We start from the raw sequence: 17,752 nt of genomic DNA, 5'->3' as shown, positions 1-17,752 counted from the left end.
GCCTGAGCCCGACCTCGAGGCAGGGCGCGGCCGAGCGCCGCCACGGGGTGCGGCCTGCCGGCCGACGGTCAGCCGGTCAGGCTCGGTGCATCGTCGGATTCGGCGACGGAGCCCGGTCCGCCCGGTCCGCCCGATCCGCCCGTCCCGGACGCCGTTCCCGCCGCCGCCGCCCGCGCGAGGACCTCTCCGATGCGCCCCTTGCACCCGCCGCAGCCGGTGCCGGCCCGGGTGTCGCGGCCGACGCACGCGACCGTGGTGCTGCCGGCGGCAGCCGAGGCCTCGATGCGCTCGACCGTGACGCCGTTGCACCAGCACACCGTCGCCGTCGGCGCGAACGCATCGCCCGCCGCGGAGGGGTCGTCGTCGGGCCCGTCGAACCGGAGGAGCAGCGAGCGGTCGGCCGGAAGCTCGCCCCTGCGCTCGAAGAGCAGCGTCAGTTCGGCTGCGGTGCGCGGCATCCCGACGCTCGCGAACGCCGTGAGCACCCCGGCCTCGGTCACCATCTTCACGTAACGGTGGTGTTCGGGGTCTGCCCACTGCGCGACGCGCCGCAGCGGGTGCGCGGGGTCCTCGTCCCACGGCTCGGCGGCGACGTCGCCGACCGCCACGACGTCGAGGTGCTCGGCCTTCAGCATGACGATCGCCTCGCGCTCGGCCGGCAGCGCCGTCTGCGCGCCGGGCGAGCGGTCGGCGGCATCCGCGGTCGAGGGCGGGGCGGATGCCTCGCCGCGGACCTCGCCGCGGGCCTCCGCCGCGAGCCTCGCCGCGAGCCAGTCGGCCTGACGCCAGCCCGGCCCGATGAGGCCCGCCGGCGCACCGGGCAGCGTGCGCTCGCGCGCGTTCTCCTCGGTGTGCTCGACGATCTGGGCGCAGTCGCCGATCGCGAAGACGGCGGGGTCGGTCCAGGAGGCGAGCCACGGGTGCACGACGATGCCCGCCGCCGTGCGCAGGCCCGCGAGGAGCGCGAGCTCCGCCCGGGCGCTGACGCCGCACGAGAGCACGAGCAGCTCGCCGCGGAGTTGCTTGCCGTCGGCCGTGACGAGCTGGTCGAAGCGGCGGGTGCCGTCGGCGTCGTCGCGGAACCCGACCGCCTCGGCGCGCGAGTTCGCGACGACCGTGACCCCGGTGCGGCGGAGCGCCGCCCGGAGCACGAGGCCGGCGCCGCGATCGAGGTTGCGGGGCATCGGGTGCCCGCCGTGGTGCACGACGCAGACCTCGGCGCCCGCATGGGCGGCGGCGAGGGCGAGCTCGAGCCCGAGCACGCCCGCTCCGAGCACGATGATCCGGTGGCGCGCCCGCACCGCGGCGAGCACGCGCTCGGCGTCGGCGAGGTCGCGCAGGGCCGTGATGCCGGCGGGGAGTTCGTCGTCGCGGCCGACGAGCGCCCCGGCGTACTTCTCGAGCGAGACGAGGTCGCGTCGGCGCCGTTCGACGCCGTCGAGCGTCGGCACGTTCGCGCGGGCGCCCGTCGCGAGCACGAGCCGGTCGTAGCCGAGGAGCTCGCCCGTCTCGAGCTCGACGGTGCGGGCGTCGCGGTCGATCGACCGCGCGGCGACGCCGAGCCGCATCCTGACGCCCGCCGTCTCGGCGCCCGCGCGATCGCCGACGAGCATCGAGTCGAGCTCGGTGCCGCCGACCGCGTACTCGGCGACGAGCACGCGGTTGTACGCCTCGACGTGCTCGCCGCCGACGACGGTCAGCTCGACCGAGCCGTCGGCGACGGCCGGCAGCAGCTCGTCGACGAACCGGGCGCCGACGGGGCCGTAGCCGATGAGGACGATGCGGTGCGGTGCGGTCATGCGGGGGCTCCGGCTTCTGCGCGGCGGGCGGGGGAGCCGGCAGGGCCGGTCGCGAGCTCGGCTGCGGAGGTCACCCGCACGCGATTCGTCTTGAACTCGGGCATGGCCGACACAGGGTCGACGCGGTCGCTCGTCAGCAGGTTCGCCGCCCGGTCGTCGCCGAAATGGAACGGCAGGAACACGGTCTCGACCCGGACCTCGGTGGTGAGCCTCGCCCGGCAGGAGACGCGTCCGCCCGCGTTGGCGATCTCGACCATCGCGCCGTCGGCGACGCCGAGCCGTTCGGCGGTCGCCGGGTGGATCGACGCACGCAGCTCGGGCTCGGCCGCGAGCAGCTCGGGCACGAGCCGCGTCTGGGCGCCGCTCTGGTAGTGCTCGAGCAGCCGCCCGGTCACGAGCACGAGCTCGTCGGGGGCGGGGCCCTCGAGCACCGCCGGCCGCACCGAGACCGTCACGAGCCGCGCGAGCCCGTCGGCGTGGGCGAACCGCTCGGCGAAGAGCCGCGGCGTGCCGGCGCTGCCGCGCGGGTAGGGCCAGTACGCGACCTCCCCGCGATCGAGCATCGCGTAGTCGATGCCCGAGTAGTCGGCGAGCCCGCCCTCCGAGGCCACCCGAAGCTCCTCGAACACGCGTTCCGGGTCGGTGTCGAAGGTCGCGGTGCAGTCGAGCCGCCGGGCGAGCTCGGCGAGCACCCAGAGCTCGTCGCGGGTGCCCTCGGGCGGCTCGATCGCACGCCGCCGTCGCAGCACGCGCCCCTCGAGCGAGGTCATCGTGCCCTCCTCCTCGGCCCATTGGCGCACCGGCAGCACGACGTCGGCGAGCGCCGCCGTCTCCGAGAGCACGAAGTCGCACACGACGAGGAGGTCGAGCGCCGCGATGCCCGTGCGCACGGCGGCCACGTTCGGCGACGAGACCACGAGGTTCGAGCCGTGCACGAGCAGGGCGCGCACGCCGCCGGGCCTGCCGAGCGACTGCAGCAGCTCGACCGCGGGCAGCCCCGGCCCGGGGATCCGTTCGGGCGCGACACCCCACACGGCGGCGACGTGCGCGCGGGCGACGGGGTCGGTGATCTTGCGATAGCCGGGCAGCTGGTCGCACTTCTGTCCGTGCTCGCGCCCGCCCTGGCCGTTGCCCTGCCCCGTGAGGGTGCCGTACCCGCTGCCCGGCCGCCCGGGCAGCCCCAGCAGGAGCGCGAGGTTGATCGCCGCCGTCGCCGTGTCGGTGCCGTCGACGTGCTGCTCGACGCCCCGCCCCGTGAGGATGAAGGTGTTCCCGCCCGCGGCGAGGCGCCGGGCGAGCCGGCGGATGGCGGCGGCGGGCACCCCCGTCGCCGACTGGACGCGCTCGGGCCACCAGCTCGCGACGGAGCGCCGGAGCGCCGCGAACCCGAGCGTCCGCCGCTCGACGTAGTCGGCGTCGACGAGTCCCTCCGCGATGACCTGGTGGATGAGGCCGAGCAGGAGCACGAGGTCGGTGCCGGGCGCCGGCTGCAGGTGCAGGCCCCGCCCGTCGTCGGCGAGGCGCGCGGTCGCCGTACGGCGAGGATCGACGACCACGAGGCCGCCCGCCGCCTGCGCGCCCGCGAGGTGCCCGATGAACGGGGGCATCGTCGCGGCGACGTTCGACCCGAGCAGGAGGACGGTGTCGGCACCGTCGAGATCCTCGACGGGGAACGGCAGGCCGCGGTCGACGCCGAACGCCCGGTTGCCCGCCGCGGCGGCCGACGACATGCAGTAGCGGCCGTTGTAGTCGATGCGGCTCGTGCCGAGGGCGAGTCGGGCGAACTTGCCGAGCAGGTACGCCTTCTCGTTCGTGAGTCCGCCGCCGCCGAAGACGCCGACGGCGTCGGCGCCGTGCTGCTCGCGGATGCCTCGGAGCCGCCCCGCGACGAGGTCGAGCGCCTCGTCCCAGCTCGCCTCGGCGAGCACGCCGTCCGCGCCCCGCACGAGCGGCACGCGGAGCCGCGCGGTGCTGCCGAGGAGCTCCGCCGACGTCCACCCCTTCTTGCACAGCCCCCCGCGGTTCGTCGGGAAGTCGCGCGCGGAGACGCTCACCTGCGCCTGCGACGAGGCCGACGCCGCGGCATCCGGCTCGCCGAGTGTCATCGCGCACTGCAGCGCGCAGTACGGGCAGTGGGTGTCGGCGGCAGCTCGTGGCATCGGTGCTCGATTCAGATCTGCTGAGCGCGCGCACGGCCGGGGCGCACGTAGACGAGGGCGGTCAGGGCGAGGAGCACGGCGTAGCCGGCGACGAAGCCGAGGAAGGCGCCCGCATAGCCGCCCGTCGCCTGGAACGAGAGGTTGAGCGCCTGCGGGATCAGGAAGCCGCCGTACGCGCCGATCGCCGAGATGAGGCCCAGTGCCGCGGCCGCCTTGCGCTTGCGCGGCGTCTCGTCGCCGGAGGCGCGCAGCGCGAAGACGATCGGCACCATCCGATAGGTGGAGCCGTTGCCGGCGCCGGCCGCAGCGAAGAGCAGCAGGAACAGGCCGAGGAAGCCCCAGAATCCCGTGACCGGCAGTGCCAGGAGGACCGCGAGGGTGATCGCCGCCATCGCGGCGAAGGCGCACATCGTGATCCGGGCGCCGCCGAAGCGGTCGGCGAGGCGCCCGCCGTACGGTCGCGCCAGCGAGCCGACGAGTGCGCCGAGGAAGGCGAGCCCGATCGAGGTGCCGCCCACCTCGATCGCCCCGAAGGCGGGGAACTGGTCGACGATCAGCTTGGGGAACACGCTCGCGAAGCCGATGAACGAGCCGAAGGTGCCGATGTAGAGCAGCGACAGCACCCAGAGGTGCGGCTCCTTGAGGGCCGCCGCCGAGCCCGCGAGGTCGGCCTTCGCGTTCGAGAGGTTGTCCATGCGGCGCCAGGCGCCGACCATCGCGACGAGGATGAACGGCACCCAGATCCAGCCGGCGAGCGGCAGGTTGAGGGATGCCCCTGCGCCGATCGTGATGACGATTGGCACGACGAACTGGGCGACGGCGGCACCGAGGTTGCCGCCCGCGGCGTTGAGCCCGAGCGCCCAGCCCTTCTCGCGCTGCGGGTAGAAGTAGGTGATGTTCGACATCGAGCTCGCGAAGTTGCCGCCGCCGAAACCAGCGATCGCCGCGACCGCGAGGAGGACGCCGAACGGGGTCTCGGGGTTGCCGACGCAGACGGCGAGGGCGATCGCCGGCGCGAGCAGGAGCCCCGCCGAGATGATCGTCCAGTTGCGGCCGCCGAAGCGCGGCACGAGGAACGAGTAGGGGATCCGCAGCGTCGCACCCACGAGGCTCGGGATCGAGATCAGCCAGAAGATCTCGCCCGTCGAGAGCGCGAAGCCGGCCTCGGGCAGCGTCACCGCGACGATCGACCAGAGCTGCCAGACCACGAAGCCGAGGAACTCGGCGAAGATCGACCAGCGGAGGTTGCGGCGGGCGATCGCACGGCCGGCCGTCCGCCACTGCTCGTGGTCCTCGGGGTCCCAGTGGTCGATCCAGCGGCCCGGGCGCATCACGAGCGCGGGCGCGGCGCCGGCGGCGACCGCTGCGGCGGTGGCGGGTGCGGCGGCGGGCGCGGACTGCGGCTGGTGCTGCTCGGTCGTGACGGTGTCGGTCATCGGTGCCTCCGGTGCGGTCGTTCGTGCGCGGAACTCGTGCGGCCGACGCTACGGAGCCGGTGTTTCCGCCGATCGTGCCGCCCGTGAACGCCCGGTCTCGAGGTGCTCACCCGGTGCCCGGCGGGATGTGAGGCGAGGCTCAGACATCGATCCGGTACCCGCGCTTGACCACGGTCGCGATGAGCCCCGGCACCCCGATGGTCTGCCGCAGTCGGCTGAGCGCGACCTCGAGGGCGTGCGGGTCGCCGGTGCCCGGCAGGCTGGAGGCGAGCCGGTCGCGGGCGACGACGGCGCCGTGGGCGAGCACGAGGGCGCGCAGCAGGGCGAGCGCGACGGGGGCGAGGGGCACCCGCCGATCGTCGATCTCGAGCATCGCCCCGCGCAGGGCGAGCTCGCCGTGCCGGGTGTCGAGCCGGAGCACCCGGGACTGCTCGAGGTGCTCGCAGACGAGCCGGATGAGCGCGCCCATCCTGAAGCGCTCGGGCTGGATCGGCACGATCCCCGCGTCGAGCAGCGGCGCCGCGGTCACGGGGCCGACGGCAGCCGCGACGACGGGCCCGCACATCGCATCGACGAGCTCGTCGTAGCGACCGCGCGCCTCGGCGGCGCCGAAGAGCGCGTGCACGGCGGGCGCGCTCGTGAAGGTGACGGCGTCGAGGCCGCCCGAGCAGGCGGCGTCGATCAGGCGGTCGACGCGGTCGTCGTCGGCGTCGGTCTCCACCCATCGGTACGGTTCGACGGTGAGCACCCGCGGGTGCACCTCGCGCAGCCGGTCGAGCTGGTGCGCCTGGAGGAACCCGTGCAGCTGCACGGCGACCGTGAGGCCCGGCGGGTAGCGGTCGAGCACCTCGTCGATGAGCGACTCCGTCGTCTCCTCGGCGCTCATGCCGACGTCGTTCAGCCCGGCGGCCCGGATGCCGCCGCGGGCCTTCGGGCCGCGCACGAGGATCGCGGTCGGCTGCAGCGCCTCGACGAGGTCCTCGCCGAGCCCTGCCGCGTCGGCGACCTCGAACCAGCGCCGCACCCCGTAGGCGGTCGTCGCGAGCAGCACGTCGGGCCGGGCGGCGATGATCGCGCGGGTGTCGGCGATGACGGGGTCGTCGCTCGCGGCGTTCGCCATCCTGAGGGTCGGCGCGTGCAGCACCTGGGCCCCGCGCCGGGCGAGGGCGTCGATGAGGTCGGCGGACCGCCGGTCGCTCGTGACGCCGATGCGGAACCCCGCCAGCTGGTCGGGGCGGAAGCCCGGCGGGCACTCCGCGGCATCCGTCATGCGATCACCGACATCGCGGCCGCCCGGGCCATCAGCTCGCCCGCGGCCGCCTCCCCGTCATGCGCGAGGCGGACGACCTCGCCGACGACCACCACCGCTGGGGACGCGACGCGCGCCCGCGCGGCCGTCCCGACGATGTCGGCGAGCGTGCCGACCGTGGTGCGCTGCTCGGCGCTGAACCCGCGCTCGACGACGGCGACCGGATGCCCCGGCGGAAGGCCGTGCCTGGCGAGCCCGGCGACGAGCGAGGGCAGGGTCGCGATGCCCATGAGCACGACGATCGTGCCGCCGAGCCCGGCGAGGTGGGCGAGCTCCTCGTCGTCGAGCGGGGCGTGCCCCGAGACGACCGTGAACAGGCGGCTCACCTCGCGATGCGTGACCGGGATCCCGGCGGCACCCGGCACGGCGATGGCGCTCGTGACCCCCGGGACCACCTCGACGGGGATCCCCGCCGCGTGACAGGCGAGCACCTCCTCGCCGCCGCGGCCGAGCACGTACGGGTCGCCGCCCTTCAGGCGCACCACGTGGGCGCCGGATGCCGCGTACCGCACGAGCATCACCTCGATCTCGCGCTGCGGCACGGCGTGATGGCCCGGCGTCTTGCCGACGTCGACGATCTCGGCGTGCGGGGCGAGGGCGGCGAGCTCCTCGTGGGGTGCGAGCCGGTCGACGAGCACGACGTCGGCGTCGGCGAGGGCGCGCACGGCCCGGACCGTGAGCAGGTCGATCGCGCCCGGGCCGCCGCCCACGAGCGTGACGCGCCCGGTCACCCGAGCGCCTCCCTCGTCGGGATGGTGGCGCCGGCGATCAGGACGGCCCGTCCGTCGGCCCGCTCCTCGGCGGTGGCGGGCCGGAACTGCTCGCGCTCGGCGACCCGTGCGATCGAGGGGTCGGGCGTCTGCGGGGCGTTCACGAAGGAACGGAACCGGCGCAGTCGCTCGGGGTCGGCGAGCGTCGCCGCCCACTCGTCCTCGTAGTGGTCGACGTGGGTCGCGACCGCCGCCTCGAGTTCCGCGGCGAGGCCGAGGCGGTCGTCGACGACGACCTCGCGCACGTGCTCGAGGCCGCCCTCGAGGTCCTCCATCCATCGCGCGGTGCGCTGCAGGCGGTCGGCGGTGCGGATGTAGTACATCAGGTAGCGGTCGATGTAGCGGATCAGCGTCTCGTCGTCGAGGTCGCTCGCGAGGAGCTGCGCGTGCGCCGGCTGGAAGCCGCCGTTGCCGCCGACGTAGAGGTTCCACCCCTGATCCGTCGCGATGACGCCGACGTCCTTGCCGCGGGCCTCGGCGCACTCGCGAGCGCACCCCGAGACGCCGAACTTGAGCTTGTGCGGCGAGCGCAGACCGCGGTAGCGGAGTTCGAGCCGCACCGCCATCGCGACCGAATCCTGCACGCCGTACCGGCACCAGGTCGACCCCACGCAGCTCTTCACGTTGCGGAGGGCCTTGCCGTAGGCCTGGCCCGACTCGAAGCCGGCGTCGACGAGCTGCTTCCAGATGTCGGGCAGCTGGTCGAGCCGCGCGCCGAACAGGTCGATGCGCTGGCCGCCCGTGATCTTCGTGTAGAGGCCGAACTCCTGCGCGACCGCGGCGATGACCGCGAGCTTCTCGGGGGTGATCTCGCCTGCCGGGATCCGCGGCACGACCGAGTAGGTGCCGTCCTTCTGCATGTTCGCCATGGCCCGGTCGTTCGTGTCCTGCAGGCCGCCGCGGCCGCCGTCGAGGATGTACGAGCCGTGCTGGGTGGCGAGGATCGAGGCGATCACGGGCTTGCAGATGTCGCAGCCGCGACCGGTGCCGAGCCGCGCGACGATCTCGTCGAAGCTCGTGAGCCCGAGCACCCGCACCGATTCGAACAGCTCCTGGCGCGAGAGCTCGAAGTGCTCGCAGAGCGCCCGCGAGAGGGCGACGCCCGACTTCTTCAGCTCGCCCTCGAGGAGCTTCTTCACGAGCGGGACGCACGAGCCGCACTGGGTGCCCGCGCGGGTGCACGCCTTCAGGGCGCCGAGCTCGGTGCAGCCCTCGGCGTGCCCGTCGCCCGCGATCGCGTCGCGGATCGAGCCCGCCGTCACGTTGTTGCACGCGCAGACGAGCGCGGCCGGCGGCAGCTCGTCGCCCGCGGGCGGCTCGACCCCCGACGCCGAGAGGTACGCGGCCGGCTCGCTCGAGAGCTCGGTGCCGAGCAGCGGGCGCAGGCTCGAATACGGGGACGCGTCGCCGACGAAGACGCCGCCGAGGAGCGTCTTCGCGTCGCCGGTCATGACGAGCTTCTGGTAGAGCCCGCGAGCCGGGTCGGCGTACACGATCTCGAGCGCGTGCTCGGTGCGGGCGAGCGCATCGCCGAAGCTGGCGACGTCGACGCCCGAGAGCTTCAGCTTCGTCGCGTCGTCGACCGTGGTGAACTCGGCCGCGCCGCCGAGCAGGCGATCGGCGACGACCTCGGCCATCGCGTTCGCCGGGGCGACGAGCCCGGTGCAGCGCCCCTCGAAGCTCGCCACCTCGCCGATCGCGTGCACGTTCGGCAGCGACGTCGCGCAGGCCGAGTCGATCGCGACGCCGCCGCGGGGCCCCAGCTGGAGGCCGAGCTCGCGGGCGAGCTCGTCGCGCGGGCTGATGCCGATCGCGAAGACGACGAGGTCGCAGTCGATGCGCCGCCCGTTCGCGAGGTCGACCCCCACCACCGCATCGCCCTCGACGACGAGCGCGGTCGGACGAACGCCGAGGTGCAGGCCGATGCCCTGGCCCGCAATGATCCGGCCGAGCGCTCGCCCCGCGCCCTCGTCGAGCTGCGCCGACATGAGCCAGCCGCCCGAGTGCACGACGGCGGCGTCGGCGCCGAGTGCCGCGAGACCGCCGGCCGCCTCGAGCCCGAGGAGTCCGCCGCCCGCGACGACCACCCGGGCCGGCCTGCCTCGCTCCGCCGCGATCGCCGCCGTCTCCGCGACGAGGGCGTCGACGTCCTCGATGGTGCGGTAGACGCGGGCATGCTCGGAACCGGGGAGCTCGGGCACCGGCGCGCTCGAGCCGGTCGCGAGCACGAGCTCGTCCCAGTGGAGTCGCCGCCCGCTCGACGTCGTCGCGGAGCTCGCGTCGACGTCGATCGAGACGACGCGCTCGCCGACGACAAGCTCGACGTGCCCGTCCTCCCACATGCGGCTCGGCTGGAGTGCGAGGTCGACCGCCCCGTCCGCGAGACGGGTGCTGAGGGCGACCCGGTCGTAGGGGGCGTGCGGCTCCTCGCCGACCACCGTGACGCGCAGGGTGCGGCCCGCGTCCCTGGCATGCAGGCTGTCGGCCAGGCGGTGTGCGGCGGGTCCGCCGCCCACGATGAGGACGTCGCGCACCCCGGCGCCGCGGCGGTGCTCGGTCGTGCTGCCGGTCATGCTGCCTCCCCGGATCGGATGAGGCGAGCGTAGGAGCGAGTCGTTTCGGGGCTGTTTCGGCGCGGTAACCGAGATGCGCGTCGGACGCACCGCGGCCGTCGTCGGATGTGAGGCGGTCTTCACGGCGCCGAAACACCGCGACGGGCCGGCGGAAACGATCCGCCGTTAGCGTCGTGCGCATGCCTCGCCGGGCGGGAGCGCCCGGCACGACCCTGGAGGATCCGTATGACGTCGACCGCCACCGCCACGACGACCGCCTGGCTCACGGCCTGCGAGCTCGACGAGCTCGAACCCGGCTGGGGCGAGGTCGCGCTGCACGGCGACCGTCAGATCGCCCTCGTGCGGCTGCGGGCCGACGAGGTCTACGCGGTCGACCACCTCGACCCCCACACCGGGGCGCCCGTCATGGCGCGCGGCATCGTGGGGTCGCGGGGCGAGCGCCCGACGATCGCGTCCCCGCTGCACAAGGAGGTCTACGACCTCGGTACCGGCGAGTGCTTCACCGACGCGACGCTCGCGCTCCGCACCTACCGCACGAGGATCGTCGGCGGCATGATCGAGGTCGAGCTCGACCGCTGAGTCGGCTCGGCGCGGTCAGCCGCGCTGCGTGAGCACGATCGGGTCGCCGTCGGTGATGGCGATCGTGTGCTCGGAGTGCGCGCCGCGCGAGCCGTCGGCGCTGCGCAGCGTCCAGCCGTCGGGGTCGGTGAAGATCTCGTCGGTGGTCTGGAGGAACCACGGCTCGATCGCCACGACGAGGCCGGGCTTCAGCGGCAGCCCGCGGCCGGGCCGGCCGTTGTTCGGGATGTGCGGGTCGCCGTGCATGGTGCGCCCGACGCCGTGCCCGCCGAAGTCGGTGTTGATCGAGTAGCCGTCGGCCTTCGCCACATCGGCGATCGCGCGCGAGATGTCGCCGATGCGGTTGCCCGGTCGCGCCGCGGCGATGCCCGCGTCGAGTGCGCGCTGCGTCGTGTCGATGAGGCGCAGGTCCTCGTCGCGGGGGGTTCCGACGACGATCGAGATCGCCGAGTCGGAGACCCAGCCGTTCAGCGAGGCCGCGAAGTCGAGGCTCAGCAGGTCGCCGTCGCGCAGCTTGTAGTCGCGGGGGAGACCGTGCAGCACCGCGTCGTTCACCGAGGTGCAGATCACCTTGCCGAACGGGCTCGCGCCGAACGACGGGTGGTAGTCGATGTAGCAGCTCTCGGCGCCCGCCTTGCGGATCATCTCGTGCGCGAGCGCATCGAGCTCGAGCAGGTTGACGCCGACGGCCGCGGCCTTCGACGTCGCCTCGATCACGCTGGCCACGAAGCGGCCGGCGGGCCGCATCTCCTCGAGCTCGGCGGGGGTCCTCAGTTCGATCACGCTCATCCTCTCCGAGACCATTCTGTCGCCTCCGCCCTGAGTGAACACCCGGCGCGCTCGCAGCCGGCCCGGATTACGCTGGGCTCATGCTCATCCGGCGCCTCTTCTACCGCTGGCAGTTCATCGCGATCGTCGCACTGCCGGTGTGGCTCCTCGTGGGCTGGGCGATCTTCGGATCGGGCGGCTGGGGCACCCTCGGCCTCGTGATCGTGGTGCCCATCGCGTTCCTCACGCTCGGCGTCGTCGCCCTCCTCGTGAACGCGCGGCCGACGGTGCGGCGCGAACGGGCCGTCTCGTGGACGGACGTCGGCGTGATCGGCGCCTGGCACGCGGCCCTCATCGCCACGGGCTTCTACACCGCAGGAGCAGCGTTCTTCGGCATCCTCGCGATCGTCGCGGCGATCGCCGCCTTCTGGGTCTCGCTCTGGCAGCTCGTGAAGGACGGCGCGAAGCGGATGAACGCCTCGATGGCCGAGTTCGAGCGGCTCGCGGCCGAGCAGCAGGGCGGCATGCCGCGCCAGGATGCCCCGGGCGTCCGCCGTCCGCCGTTCGACGACGGCGACGACGACGTGATCATCATCCACGAGGTGCGCGACTGAGGCCTGCGGCGGCGACGCCGTGGCGTCCGCGCGGCGAGGCCGGCCGCTTTGCCTGCCGGGCACCCGGCATGGCACAATAGAGGATTGTGCCGCTGCGGGAGTGATCCCGCCGACGACTCTGCCTCCGGGGAGCATGCGACGCACGGGCTTCCGTGCGAGGCGGCACCAGACACTTTCCATTCAAGATCCGCGTTCGACCGGTTGCGGGCGCAGAGAGCGAACATCATGCACATTCTCGACCATGTCGACGCCGCGAGCCTGCGGTCGGACATCCCCGACTTCCGCCCCGGCGACACCGTCAAGGTGCACGTGAACATCATCGAAGGCACCCGCTCGCGCATCCAGGTCTTCCAGGGCGTCGTCATCGGCCGCTCGGGCGAAGGCGTGCGCGAGACCTTCACGGTCCGCAAGGTCAGCTTCCAGGTCGGCGTCGAGCGCAAGTTCCCGGTGCACTCGCCGGTCATCGACCACATCGAGGTCGTCACCCGCGGTGACGTCCGTCGCGCGAAGCTCTACTACCTGCGCAAGCTCCGTGGCAAGAAGGCCAAGATCAAGGAGAAGCGCGACGCCTGATCGTCTGCGCGAATCGCGGTCGTCCGCGAACTCCGACCGAGCTCCCCACCAATAGACTGGTGGGGAGCTCGGGCGGTTAAATGACAGAAGACACCACCATGCGCGAAGATCGCGCTGGTTCGGCATCGGCACGCGGCAGGCAGCGCGGGGTACTCCTCTTCCTGAGGGACCTGCTCGTCATCTTCGTGGTGGCGGTGCTCGTTTCGTTCCTCATCAAGACGTTCCTCATCCGGTCGTTCTTCATCCCATCGCAGTCGATGGAGATGACGCTCGTGAAGGACGATCGCATCATCGTGAACCAGCTGGTTCCCGAGGTCACGCCCATCTCGCGGGGCGACGTCGTGGTCTTCAAGGACCCGGGCGGCTGGCTGCCGGCCCGCGTCGAGGAGCCGCAGCCGCCGCTCATCGCCGCGATCGACTGGTTCACCGCCTTCGTGGGGCTCTCTGCGCCCGACTCGAACGATCACCTCGTCAAGCGCGTCATCGGCCTGCCGGGCGACCACGTCACCTGCTGCAACGCCCTGGGCCAGATGAGCGTGAACGGCGTGCCGCTCGACGAGTCGGCGTACGTCGCACTGCCGCCGGGCGAGACCAAGGTCTCCGAGGTCGACTTCGACGAGACCGTGCCCGAGGGCGCGCTCTGGGTGATGGGCGACAACCGCGGCAACTCCAAGGACTCGCGCTACAACGGCGACACGCCGCTCAAGGGCTTCGTGCCGATCGACAACGTCGTCGGCCGGGCGTTCGTCGTCAGCTGGCCGATCTCGCACTGGGCATGGCTCGACAACTACCCGACCGTCTTCGAGGGCGTCGACGAAGGCGAAGGGTGATGGCCGGACAGGCGATCCCGAACCTCCGCGCCGAGCGCGAGCTCTTCGACGAGGGGGCGCCGTTCGTGCTCGCCTGCGACGAGGTCGGCCGCGGCGCGCTCGCGGGCCCCGTGACCGTCGGCCTCGTCGTCATCGACCCCGCCGTGCGGCGGATGCCGGCGGGCCTGCGCGATTCGAAGCTCATGAGCGAGCCGCGTCGCGACGCGATGGCGCCGCGGGCCGGCGCGTGGGTGCGCGCCTGGGCGGTGGGGGAGGCCTCGGCGGCCGAGATCGATGAGCTCGGCATCATGGCGTGCCTCGGGCTCGCCGGCGCGCGCGCGTTCGCCGCGCTCGCCCCCGGCACGTCGCTCGCCGACGCGGTGGCCGGTTCGCCGCTCATCCTCGACGGCAACCACGACTGGCTGAGCCCGGCCATCGAGCGGCGGGTCGCCGTGCGCACCCGGATCAAGGCCGACCGCGACTGCGCCTCGGTGGCGGCGGCCTCGGTCCTCGCGAAGGTGCACCGAGACGGCGGGATGCGTCGCGCGCACGCCGACACCCCGCTCTACTCGTGGGACGAGAACAAGGGCTACTCGAGTCGCGCGCATTTCGCCGCGATCGACGAGCACGGCCCGAACGCACTGCATCGACGCACCTGGCTGCATGAGCGGGCGCCCGAGGCACCGGCCCTGTTCGACCTCGGCGTAGGATGAACCACGATGGATGAAGACGAGTTCGAAGACTACGACCGCGAGGTCGAGTTGGCCCTGTACCGCGAGTACCGAGACATCGTCTCGCAGTTCAAGTTCGTGGTCGAGACCGAGCGACGGTTCTACCTCGCGAACGAGGTCGAGCTCGTGCGCCGTGACACCGAGCACGACTTCTACTTCGAGCTGACGATGAAGGACGTCTGGGTCTGGGACGTCTACCGTGCCGACCGCTTCGTGAAGGCCGTGCGGGTGCTGACCTTCAAGGACGTCAACGTCGAGGAGCTGGCGGCTCGCGAGTTCGAGCTGCCGAAGGAGCTCGCGCTCGACGAGTAGCCGTCGGTGCGCCGCATCGGTCGGGTCGCGGTGCTGGACGGCCGCGCGTGCGGCACTGTCCGGATCGGTCATCGACGCCGCGCCCGCTGCTTCCAGTCGCCGTCGACGTCGCGGACCGCTCGGCGATCGACCTCGAGTTCGGCGAGCGTCGACATCACCAGGCCGGGCGCCATGCCGCTGCGTCGGGCGAGCTCGTCGACCGAGCGGGCGCTCCTCGAGCTGAGGGCATCGAGCAGTCGGACGGCGTCGGGCGAGGGATCGGGCGACGCCGGTGCCACGGCCGCCGAGCGGCCCGCCGCGCCGCCGTCGATGCCGAATCCCATACCGGCGGCGAGCTCGGCCATCTGCGCCGCGTCGACGACGCAGGTGGCATCGCGCTCGCGCATCAGCCGGTGGCATCCGGCCGACGACGGGCTCGTCACCGGCCCGGGCACTGCGCCGAGCGGGCGGCCGAGCTGCGTCGCGTGGGCCGCGGTGTTCAACGAACCCGACCGGAGCCCGGCCTCGATCACGACCGTCGCCTCGCCGGCGGCGGCGATGAGCCGGTTTCGCTGGAGGAAGCGCCACTTGGAGGGGGCGGTGCCGCAGGGCACCTCGGAGAAGATCGCGCCCGACTGGGCGATGCGGGTGAGCAACGACTCGTGGCCCGCGGGATAGAACCGGTCGATGCCGCCGGCGAGGAACGCGACCGTCGTGCCGTCGCTCGCGAGCGCCGCCCGGTGGGCGGTGCCGTCGATGCCGTAGGCGCCGCCGGAGACGATGAGGAACCCGCGATCGACGAGGCCGGCCGAGGCGTCGGCCGTCACATGCTCGCCGTAGCCGCTCGCCGCACGCGCCCCGACGAGCGAGATCGTCGGCTGCGCACCGGCGAGGGCGGCGGCGCGGCCGCGCACCCAGAGGGCGAGCGGGGCGTGCGCCCCGAGATCGTCGACGCCGGTCGGCCATTCCGCGTCGCCGGGCATCAGTAGACGCGCGCCCACGCGGGCCGCCTGCTCGAGCGAGCGCACGAACGCCCCGGCGTCGACGCGCGGGCGCCAGCGCTGGAGTCCGTGCTCGATCGACGACTCGGCGAGCGGCTCGCCCGAGGCGCGCAGGGCGGCGGCGAACTCGGCGGGCGCGGCGCCCGCGACGATGAGGTCGAGCACCGCGGGCGCCCCGACGGAGGCGACGAGGTGTCCGAGCACACCGTCGCCCGGCTCGGAGAGGAACCCGAGCGCTGCACGGGCGGCGGCCTCGGCGCGACCCTCCTCGTCGTCGGGCGTGCGGCCGTCGCGGACGGCGGCGATCGCGGAGGAATGGGCGGCGACGGTGCGCAGCGTGGCGCTCATGAGGTGACTCCCGACTTGAAGAACATGGCGCGACCGACGTGCTCGGCGCTCGGCGTGGTGCGCCCGGCGAGGTCCGCGAGGGTCCAGGCGACCTTCAGGATCCGGTCGTACCCGCGCATCGTGATGCCGCCCCGTTCGAGCAGGCGATCGAGGGTCGTCGTCGCACGGCTCCCGGGATGGAGCCGACCGGCCCCGCGGAGCCACGGCCCGGGCATCTCGGCGTTGGTCCGCCAGGGGGTGCCGCGCAGGCGCTCGGCGGCCGCAGCGCGCGCGGTCGAGACCATCGTGCGTCCCTGCGCGGTGGAGATTCCGCCGCCGTCGGCCATCCGCATCGCCGCGACGGTCACCCGGGGAACCCGCAGCTGCAGGTCGACCCGATCGAGGAGCGGCCCCGAGAGCCGCGAGAGGTAGCGGCGCTGCACCATCGGCGCGCACGTGCACGCGTCGGTGCCCGAGTTGCCGCACGGGCACGGATTCGCGGCGAGCACCAGCTGGAATCGCGCCGGGAAGGTCGCGACGGCGTTCGCGCGATGGATCGAGATCGTGCCCGACTCGATCGGCTGACGCAGCACGTCGAGGACGGCCCTCGGAAACTCGGGCGCCTCGTCGAGGAAGAGCACGCCGTGCGTCGCCCGCGCCGCCGCGCCCGGCCTGATCAGCCGGCTTCCCCCGCCGACGATCGCCGCGGCGGTGGCCGTATGGTGCGGCGCCTCGAAGGGCGGCCTGAACGAGAGCTGCGCGCCGGGCCGGCGACCCGCGAGCGAGTGGATCGACGCGACCTCGAGTGCGGCATCCGCGTCGAGGTCGGGAAGGAGACCGGGCAGGCGGGAGGCGAGCATCGTCTTGCCCGCGCCGGGCGGCCCGAGCATGGAGACGTGGTGCCCGCCGGAGGCGGCGACGAGCATTGCCTCGACCGCATCGCTGTTGCCCGCGATCTCGGCCAGGTCGCCGGCGGGCTCGGCGGCATCGGTCGCGGGCGACGGGCCGGGCACCGGGTCGCAGGCCCGCGGCTCGAAGGCGCCGCCGTGCCAGATCGCGGCGTCGAGGAGCGAGGCGACGCCGATGACCCGTGCGCCGGGCACGAGCGAGGCCTCCTCGGCGTTGGCCGAGGGCACCATGACGAGGTCGTGCCCCGAGCGGACGGCCGCGAGGACGGCCGGGAGGATGCCGTCGATCGGCCGGAGTCGGCCGTCGAGCCCGAGCTCGCCGAGGTGCACGACGCGGGCGACCGACTCGCTCGAGAGCTCGCCCGCCGCGGCGAGGCAGGAGATCGCGATCGCGAGGTCGAACCCCGATCCGTGCTTGGGGAGGGCGGCGGGCGAGAGATTGACCGTGAGGCGCCGGCTCGGCAGCGGGCAGCCCGCATTGCTCGCGGCCGAGCGCACGCGGTCACGCGCCTCGCCGAGGGCGGCGTCGGGCAGGCCGATGATGACGACGCCCGGCAGCTGCGCGGAGAGGTCGGCCTCGACCTCGACGATCGAACCGGTGAGGCCGAGCAGGGCGACCGAGGTCGTACGGGCGACGGGCATCAGCTCACTCCCTCGAGATGCTCGATGACGGCGGGTGCGTCGCGCGGCACGGTGATCGCGATCGCATCGATGCGGATGCGCGTGGGGCCGGTGCCGGACTGCTCGCACCAGGCGGTCGCGAGCCGGCGCAGCCGAGCGAGCTTCAGCGGCGTGATCGCCTCGAACGGATGCCCGTAGCCGCGACCGGATCGCGCCTTGACCTCGACGAAGACGACGACGCCGCCGTCGCGGGCGATCAGGTCGATCTCGCCGAGCCGGCATCGCCAGTTGCGCTCGATCACCGACATGCCGCGCGCCTCGAGATGGGCGGCGGCGAGTCGTTCGCCGTGCCGGCCGAGCTCCGTGTTGTGGGCCAAGTCGACCACCTCCACTTCGAGCGTGGCGCGCGGACCGAGCCGGTCGGCCCCGTCACCCGGTTCGGGGGAATGCCCGTGCGGGGGCGCACTGTGAGGGAGAAGTGCGC

At 73.5% G+C, this 17,752-nt stretch carries 16 protein-coding genes; 6 read left to right on the top strand and 10 right to left on the bottom strand.

Annotated features, from left to right (window positions below; translation table 11 throughout):
• Positions 1–68: 68 nt before the first annotated feature.
• From ACFVTH_RS16730 to nirB, 6 genes are all read right to left on the bottom strand, one after another.
• Positions 69–1,799, bottom strand: a complete 1,731-nt coding sequence (locus tag ACFVTH_RS16730; protein ID WP_387093280.1) for an FAD-dependent oxidoreductase — start codon at positions 1,797–1,799, stop codon at positions 69–71.
• Positions 1,796–3,958 (bottom strand): molybdopterin oxidoreductase family protein, encoded by a 2,163-nt coding sequence (locus ACFVTH_RS16725; protein ID WP_387093276.1) that lies wholly within the window; start codon positions 3,956–3,958, stop codon positions 1,796–1,798. Before ACFVTH_RS16725 ends, ACFVTH_RS16730 begins: the two co-directional genes overlap by 4 nt.
• A gap of 11 nt (positions 3,959–3,969) precedes the next feature.
• The gene (locus ACFVTH_RS16720; RefSeq protein ID WP_387093273.1) at positions 3,970–5,394 is read right to left on the bottom strand and encodes an MFS transporter; all 1,425 of its coding nucleotides are present in this window, start codon (positions 5,392–5,394) and stop codon (positions 3,970–3,972) included.
• A gap of 139 nt (positions 5,395–5,533) precedes the next feature.
• Positions 5,534–6,664 carry a uroporphyrinogen-III synthase gene (locus tag ACFVTH_RS16715; protein WP_387093270.1) on the bottom strand — a complete coding sequence of 377 codons (1,131 nt, stop codon included), beginning with the start codon at positions 6,662–6,664 and terminating at the stop codon, positions 5,534–5,536.
• Complete coding sequence (gene cobA, locus ACFVTH_RS16710; protein ID WP_387093268.1) at positions 6,661–7,434, bottom strand: uroporphyrinogen-III C-methyltransferase; 774 nt, start codon at positions 7,432–7,434, stop codon at positions 6,661–6,663. The genes ACFVTH_RS16715 and cobA overlap by 4 nt, the downstream gene beginning before the upstream one ends.
• Positions 7,431–10,046, bottom strand: coding sequence for a nitrite reductase large subunit NirB (nirB, locus tag ACFVTH_RS16705; protein WP_387093265.1), 2,616 nt, complete (start codon positions 10,044–10,046; stop codon positions 7,431–7,433). Before nirB ends, cobA begins: the two co-directional genes overlap by 4 nt.
• A 225-nt stretch (positions 10,047–10,271) precedes the next feature.
• Between nirB and nirD the strand changes: the two genes are divergently transcribed.
• Positions 10,272–10,625 carry a nitrite reductase small subunit NirD gene (gene nirD / locus ACFVTH_RS16700; protein WP_387093262.1) on the top strand — a complete coding sequence of 118 codons (354 nt, stop codon included), beginning with the start codon at positions 10,272–10,274 and terminating at the stop codon, positions 10,623–10,625.
• 15 nt (positions 10,626–10,640) lie between these two features.
• On the opposite strand, the gene map is transcribed toward nirD, so the two are convergent.
• Positions 10,641–11,408, bottom strand: coding sequence for a type I methionyl aminopeptidase (map, locus tag ACFVTH_RS16695; protein WP_387093259.1), 768 nt, complete (start codon positions 11,406–11,408; stop codon positions 10,641–10,643).
• An 86-nt stretch (positions 11,409–11,494) separates the two neighbouring features.
• On the opposite strand from map, the gene ACFVTH_RS16690 reads away from it, so the two are divergent.
• From ACFVTH_RS16690 to ACFVTH_RS16670, 5 genes are all read left to right on the top strand, one after another.
• Positions 11,495–12,007 carry a hypothetical protein gene (locus ACFVTH_RS16690; protein ID WP_387093257.1) on the top strand — a complete coding sequence of 171 codons (513 nt, stop codon included), beginning with the start codon at positions 11,495–11,497 and terminating at the stop codon, positions 12,005–12,007.
• Between the two features lie 225 nt (positions 12,008–12,232).
• A complete protein-coding gene (gene rplS / locus ACFVTH_RS16685; protein WP_022887850.1) occupies positions 12,233–12,580 on the top strand; it encodes a 50S ribosomal protein L19 in 348 nt (115 codons plus the stop codon).
• An 80-nt stretch (positions 12,581–12,660) separates the two neighbouring features.
• Positions 12,661–13,410, top strand: a complete 750-nt coding sequence (gene lepB, locus ACFVTH_RS16680; RefSeq protein ID WP_387093254.1) for a signal peptidase I — start codon at positions 12,661–12,663, stop codon at positions 13,408–13,410.
• The gene (locus ACFVTH_RS16675; RefSeq protein ID WP_387093251.1) at positions 13,410–14,102 is read left to right on the top strand and encodes a ribonuclease HII; all 693 of its coding nucleotides are present in this window, start codon (positions 13,410–13,412) and stop codon (positions 14,100–14,102) included. The genes lepB and ACFVTH_RS16675 overlap by 1 nt, the downstream gene beginning before the upstream one ends.
• A 6-nt stretch (positions 14,103–14,108) precedes the next feature.
• Positions 14,109–14,432 (top strand): DUF2469 family protein, encoded by a 324-nt coding sequence (locus ACFVTH_RS16670; RefSeq protein ID WP_386940783.1) that lies wholly within the window; start codon positions 14,109–14,111, stop codon positions 14,430–14,432.
• Between the two features lie 68 nt (positions 14,433–14,500).
• Here ACFVTH_RS16670 and dprA read toward each other — a convergent pair whose 3' ends face one another.
• The 3 genes from dprA to ACFVTH_RS16655 are packed head-to-tail and all read right to left on the bottom strand — an operon-like array spanning position 14,501 to position 17,645.
• Positions 14,501–15,760 (bottom strand): DNA-processing protein DprA, encoded by a 1,260-nt coding sequence (gene dprA, locus ACFVTH_RS16665; protein WP_387093248.1) that lies wholly within the window; start codon positions 15,758–15,760, stop codon positions 14,501–14,503.
• Positions 15,757–17,289 carry a YifB family Mg chelatase-like AAA ATPase gene (locus tag ACFVTH_RS16660; RefSeq protein ID WP_387093245.1) on the bottom strand — a complete coding sequence of 511 codons (1,533 nt, stop codon included), beginning with the start codon at positions 17,287–17,289 and terminating at the stop codon, positions 15,757–15,759. Before ACFVTH_RS16660 ends, dprA begins: the two co-directional genes overlap by 4 nt.
• Complete coding sequence (locus ACFVTH_RS16655; protein ID WP_387093242.1) at positions 17,289–17,645, bottom strand: YraN family protein; 357 nt, start codon at positions 17,643–17,645, stop codon at positions 17,289–17,291. The genes ACFVTH_RS16660 and ACFVTH_RS16655 overlap by 1 nt, the downstream gene beginning before the upstream one ends.
• Positions 17,646–17,752 lie beyond the last annotated feature (107 nt).

The sequence above is a fragment of the Agromyces sp. NPDC058104 genome (genome assembly GCF_042884835.1).
Lineage (GTDB): Bacteria > Actinomycetota > Actinomycetes > Actinomycetales > Microbacteriaceae > Agromyces.
The sequence above is the reverse complement of the archived record's forward strand: the minus strand, read 5'-3'. Positions and strand labels throughout refer to the sequence as shown.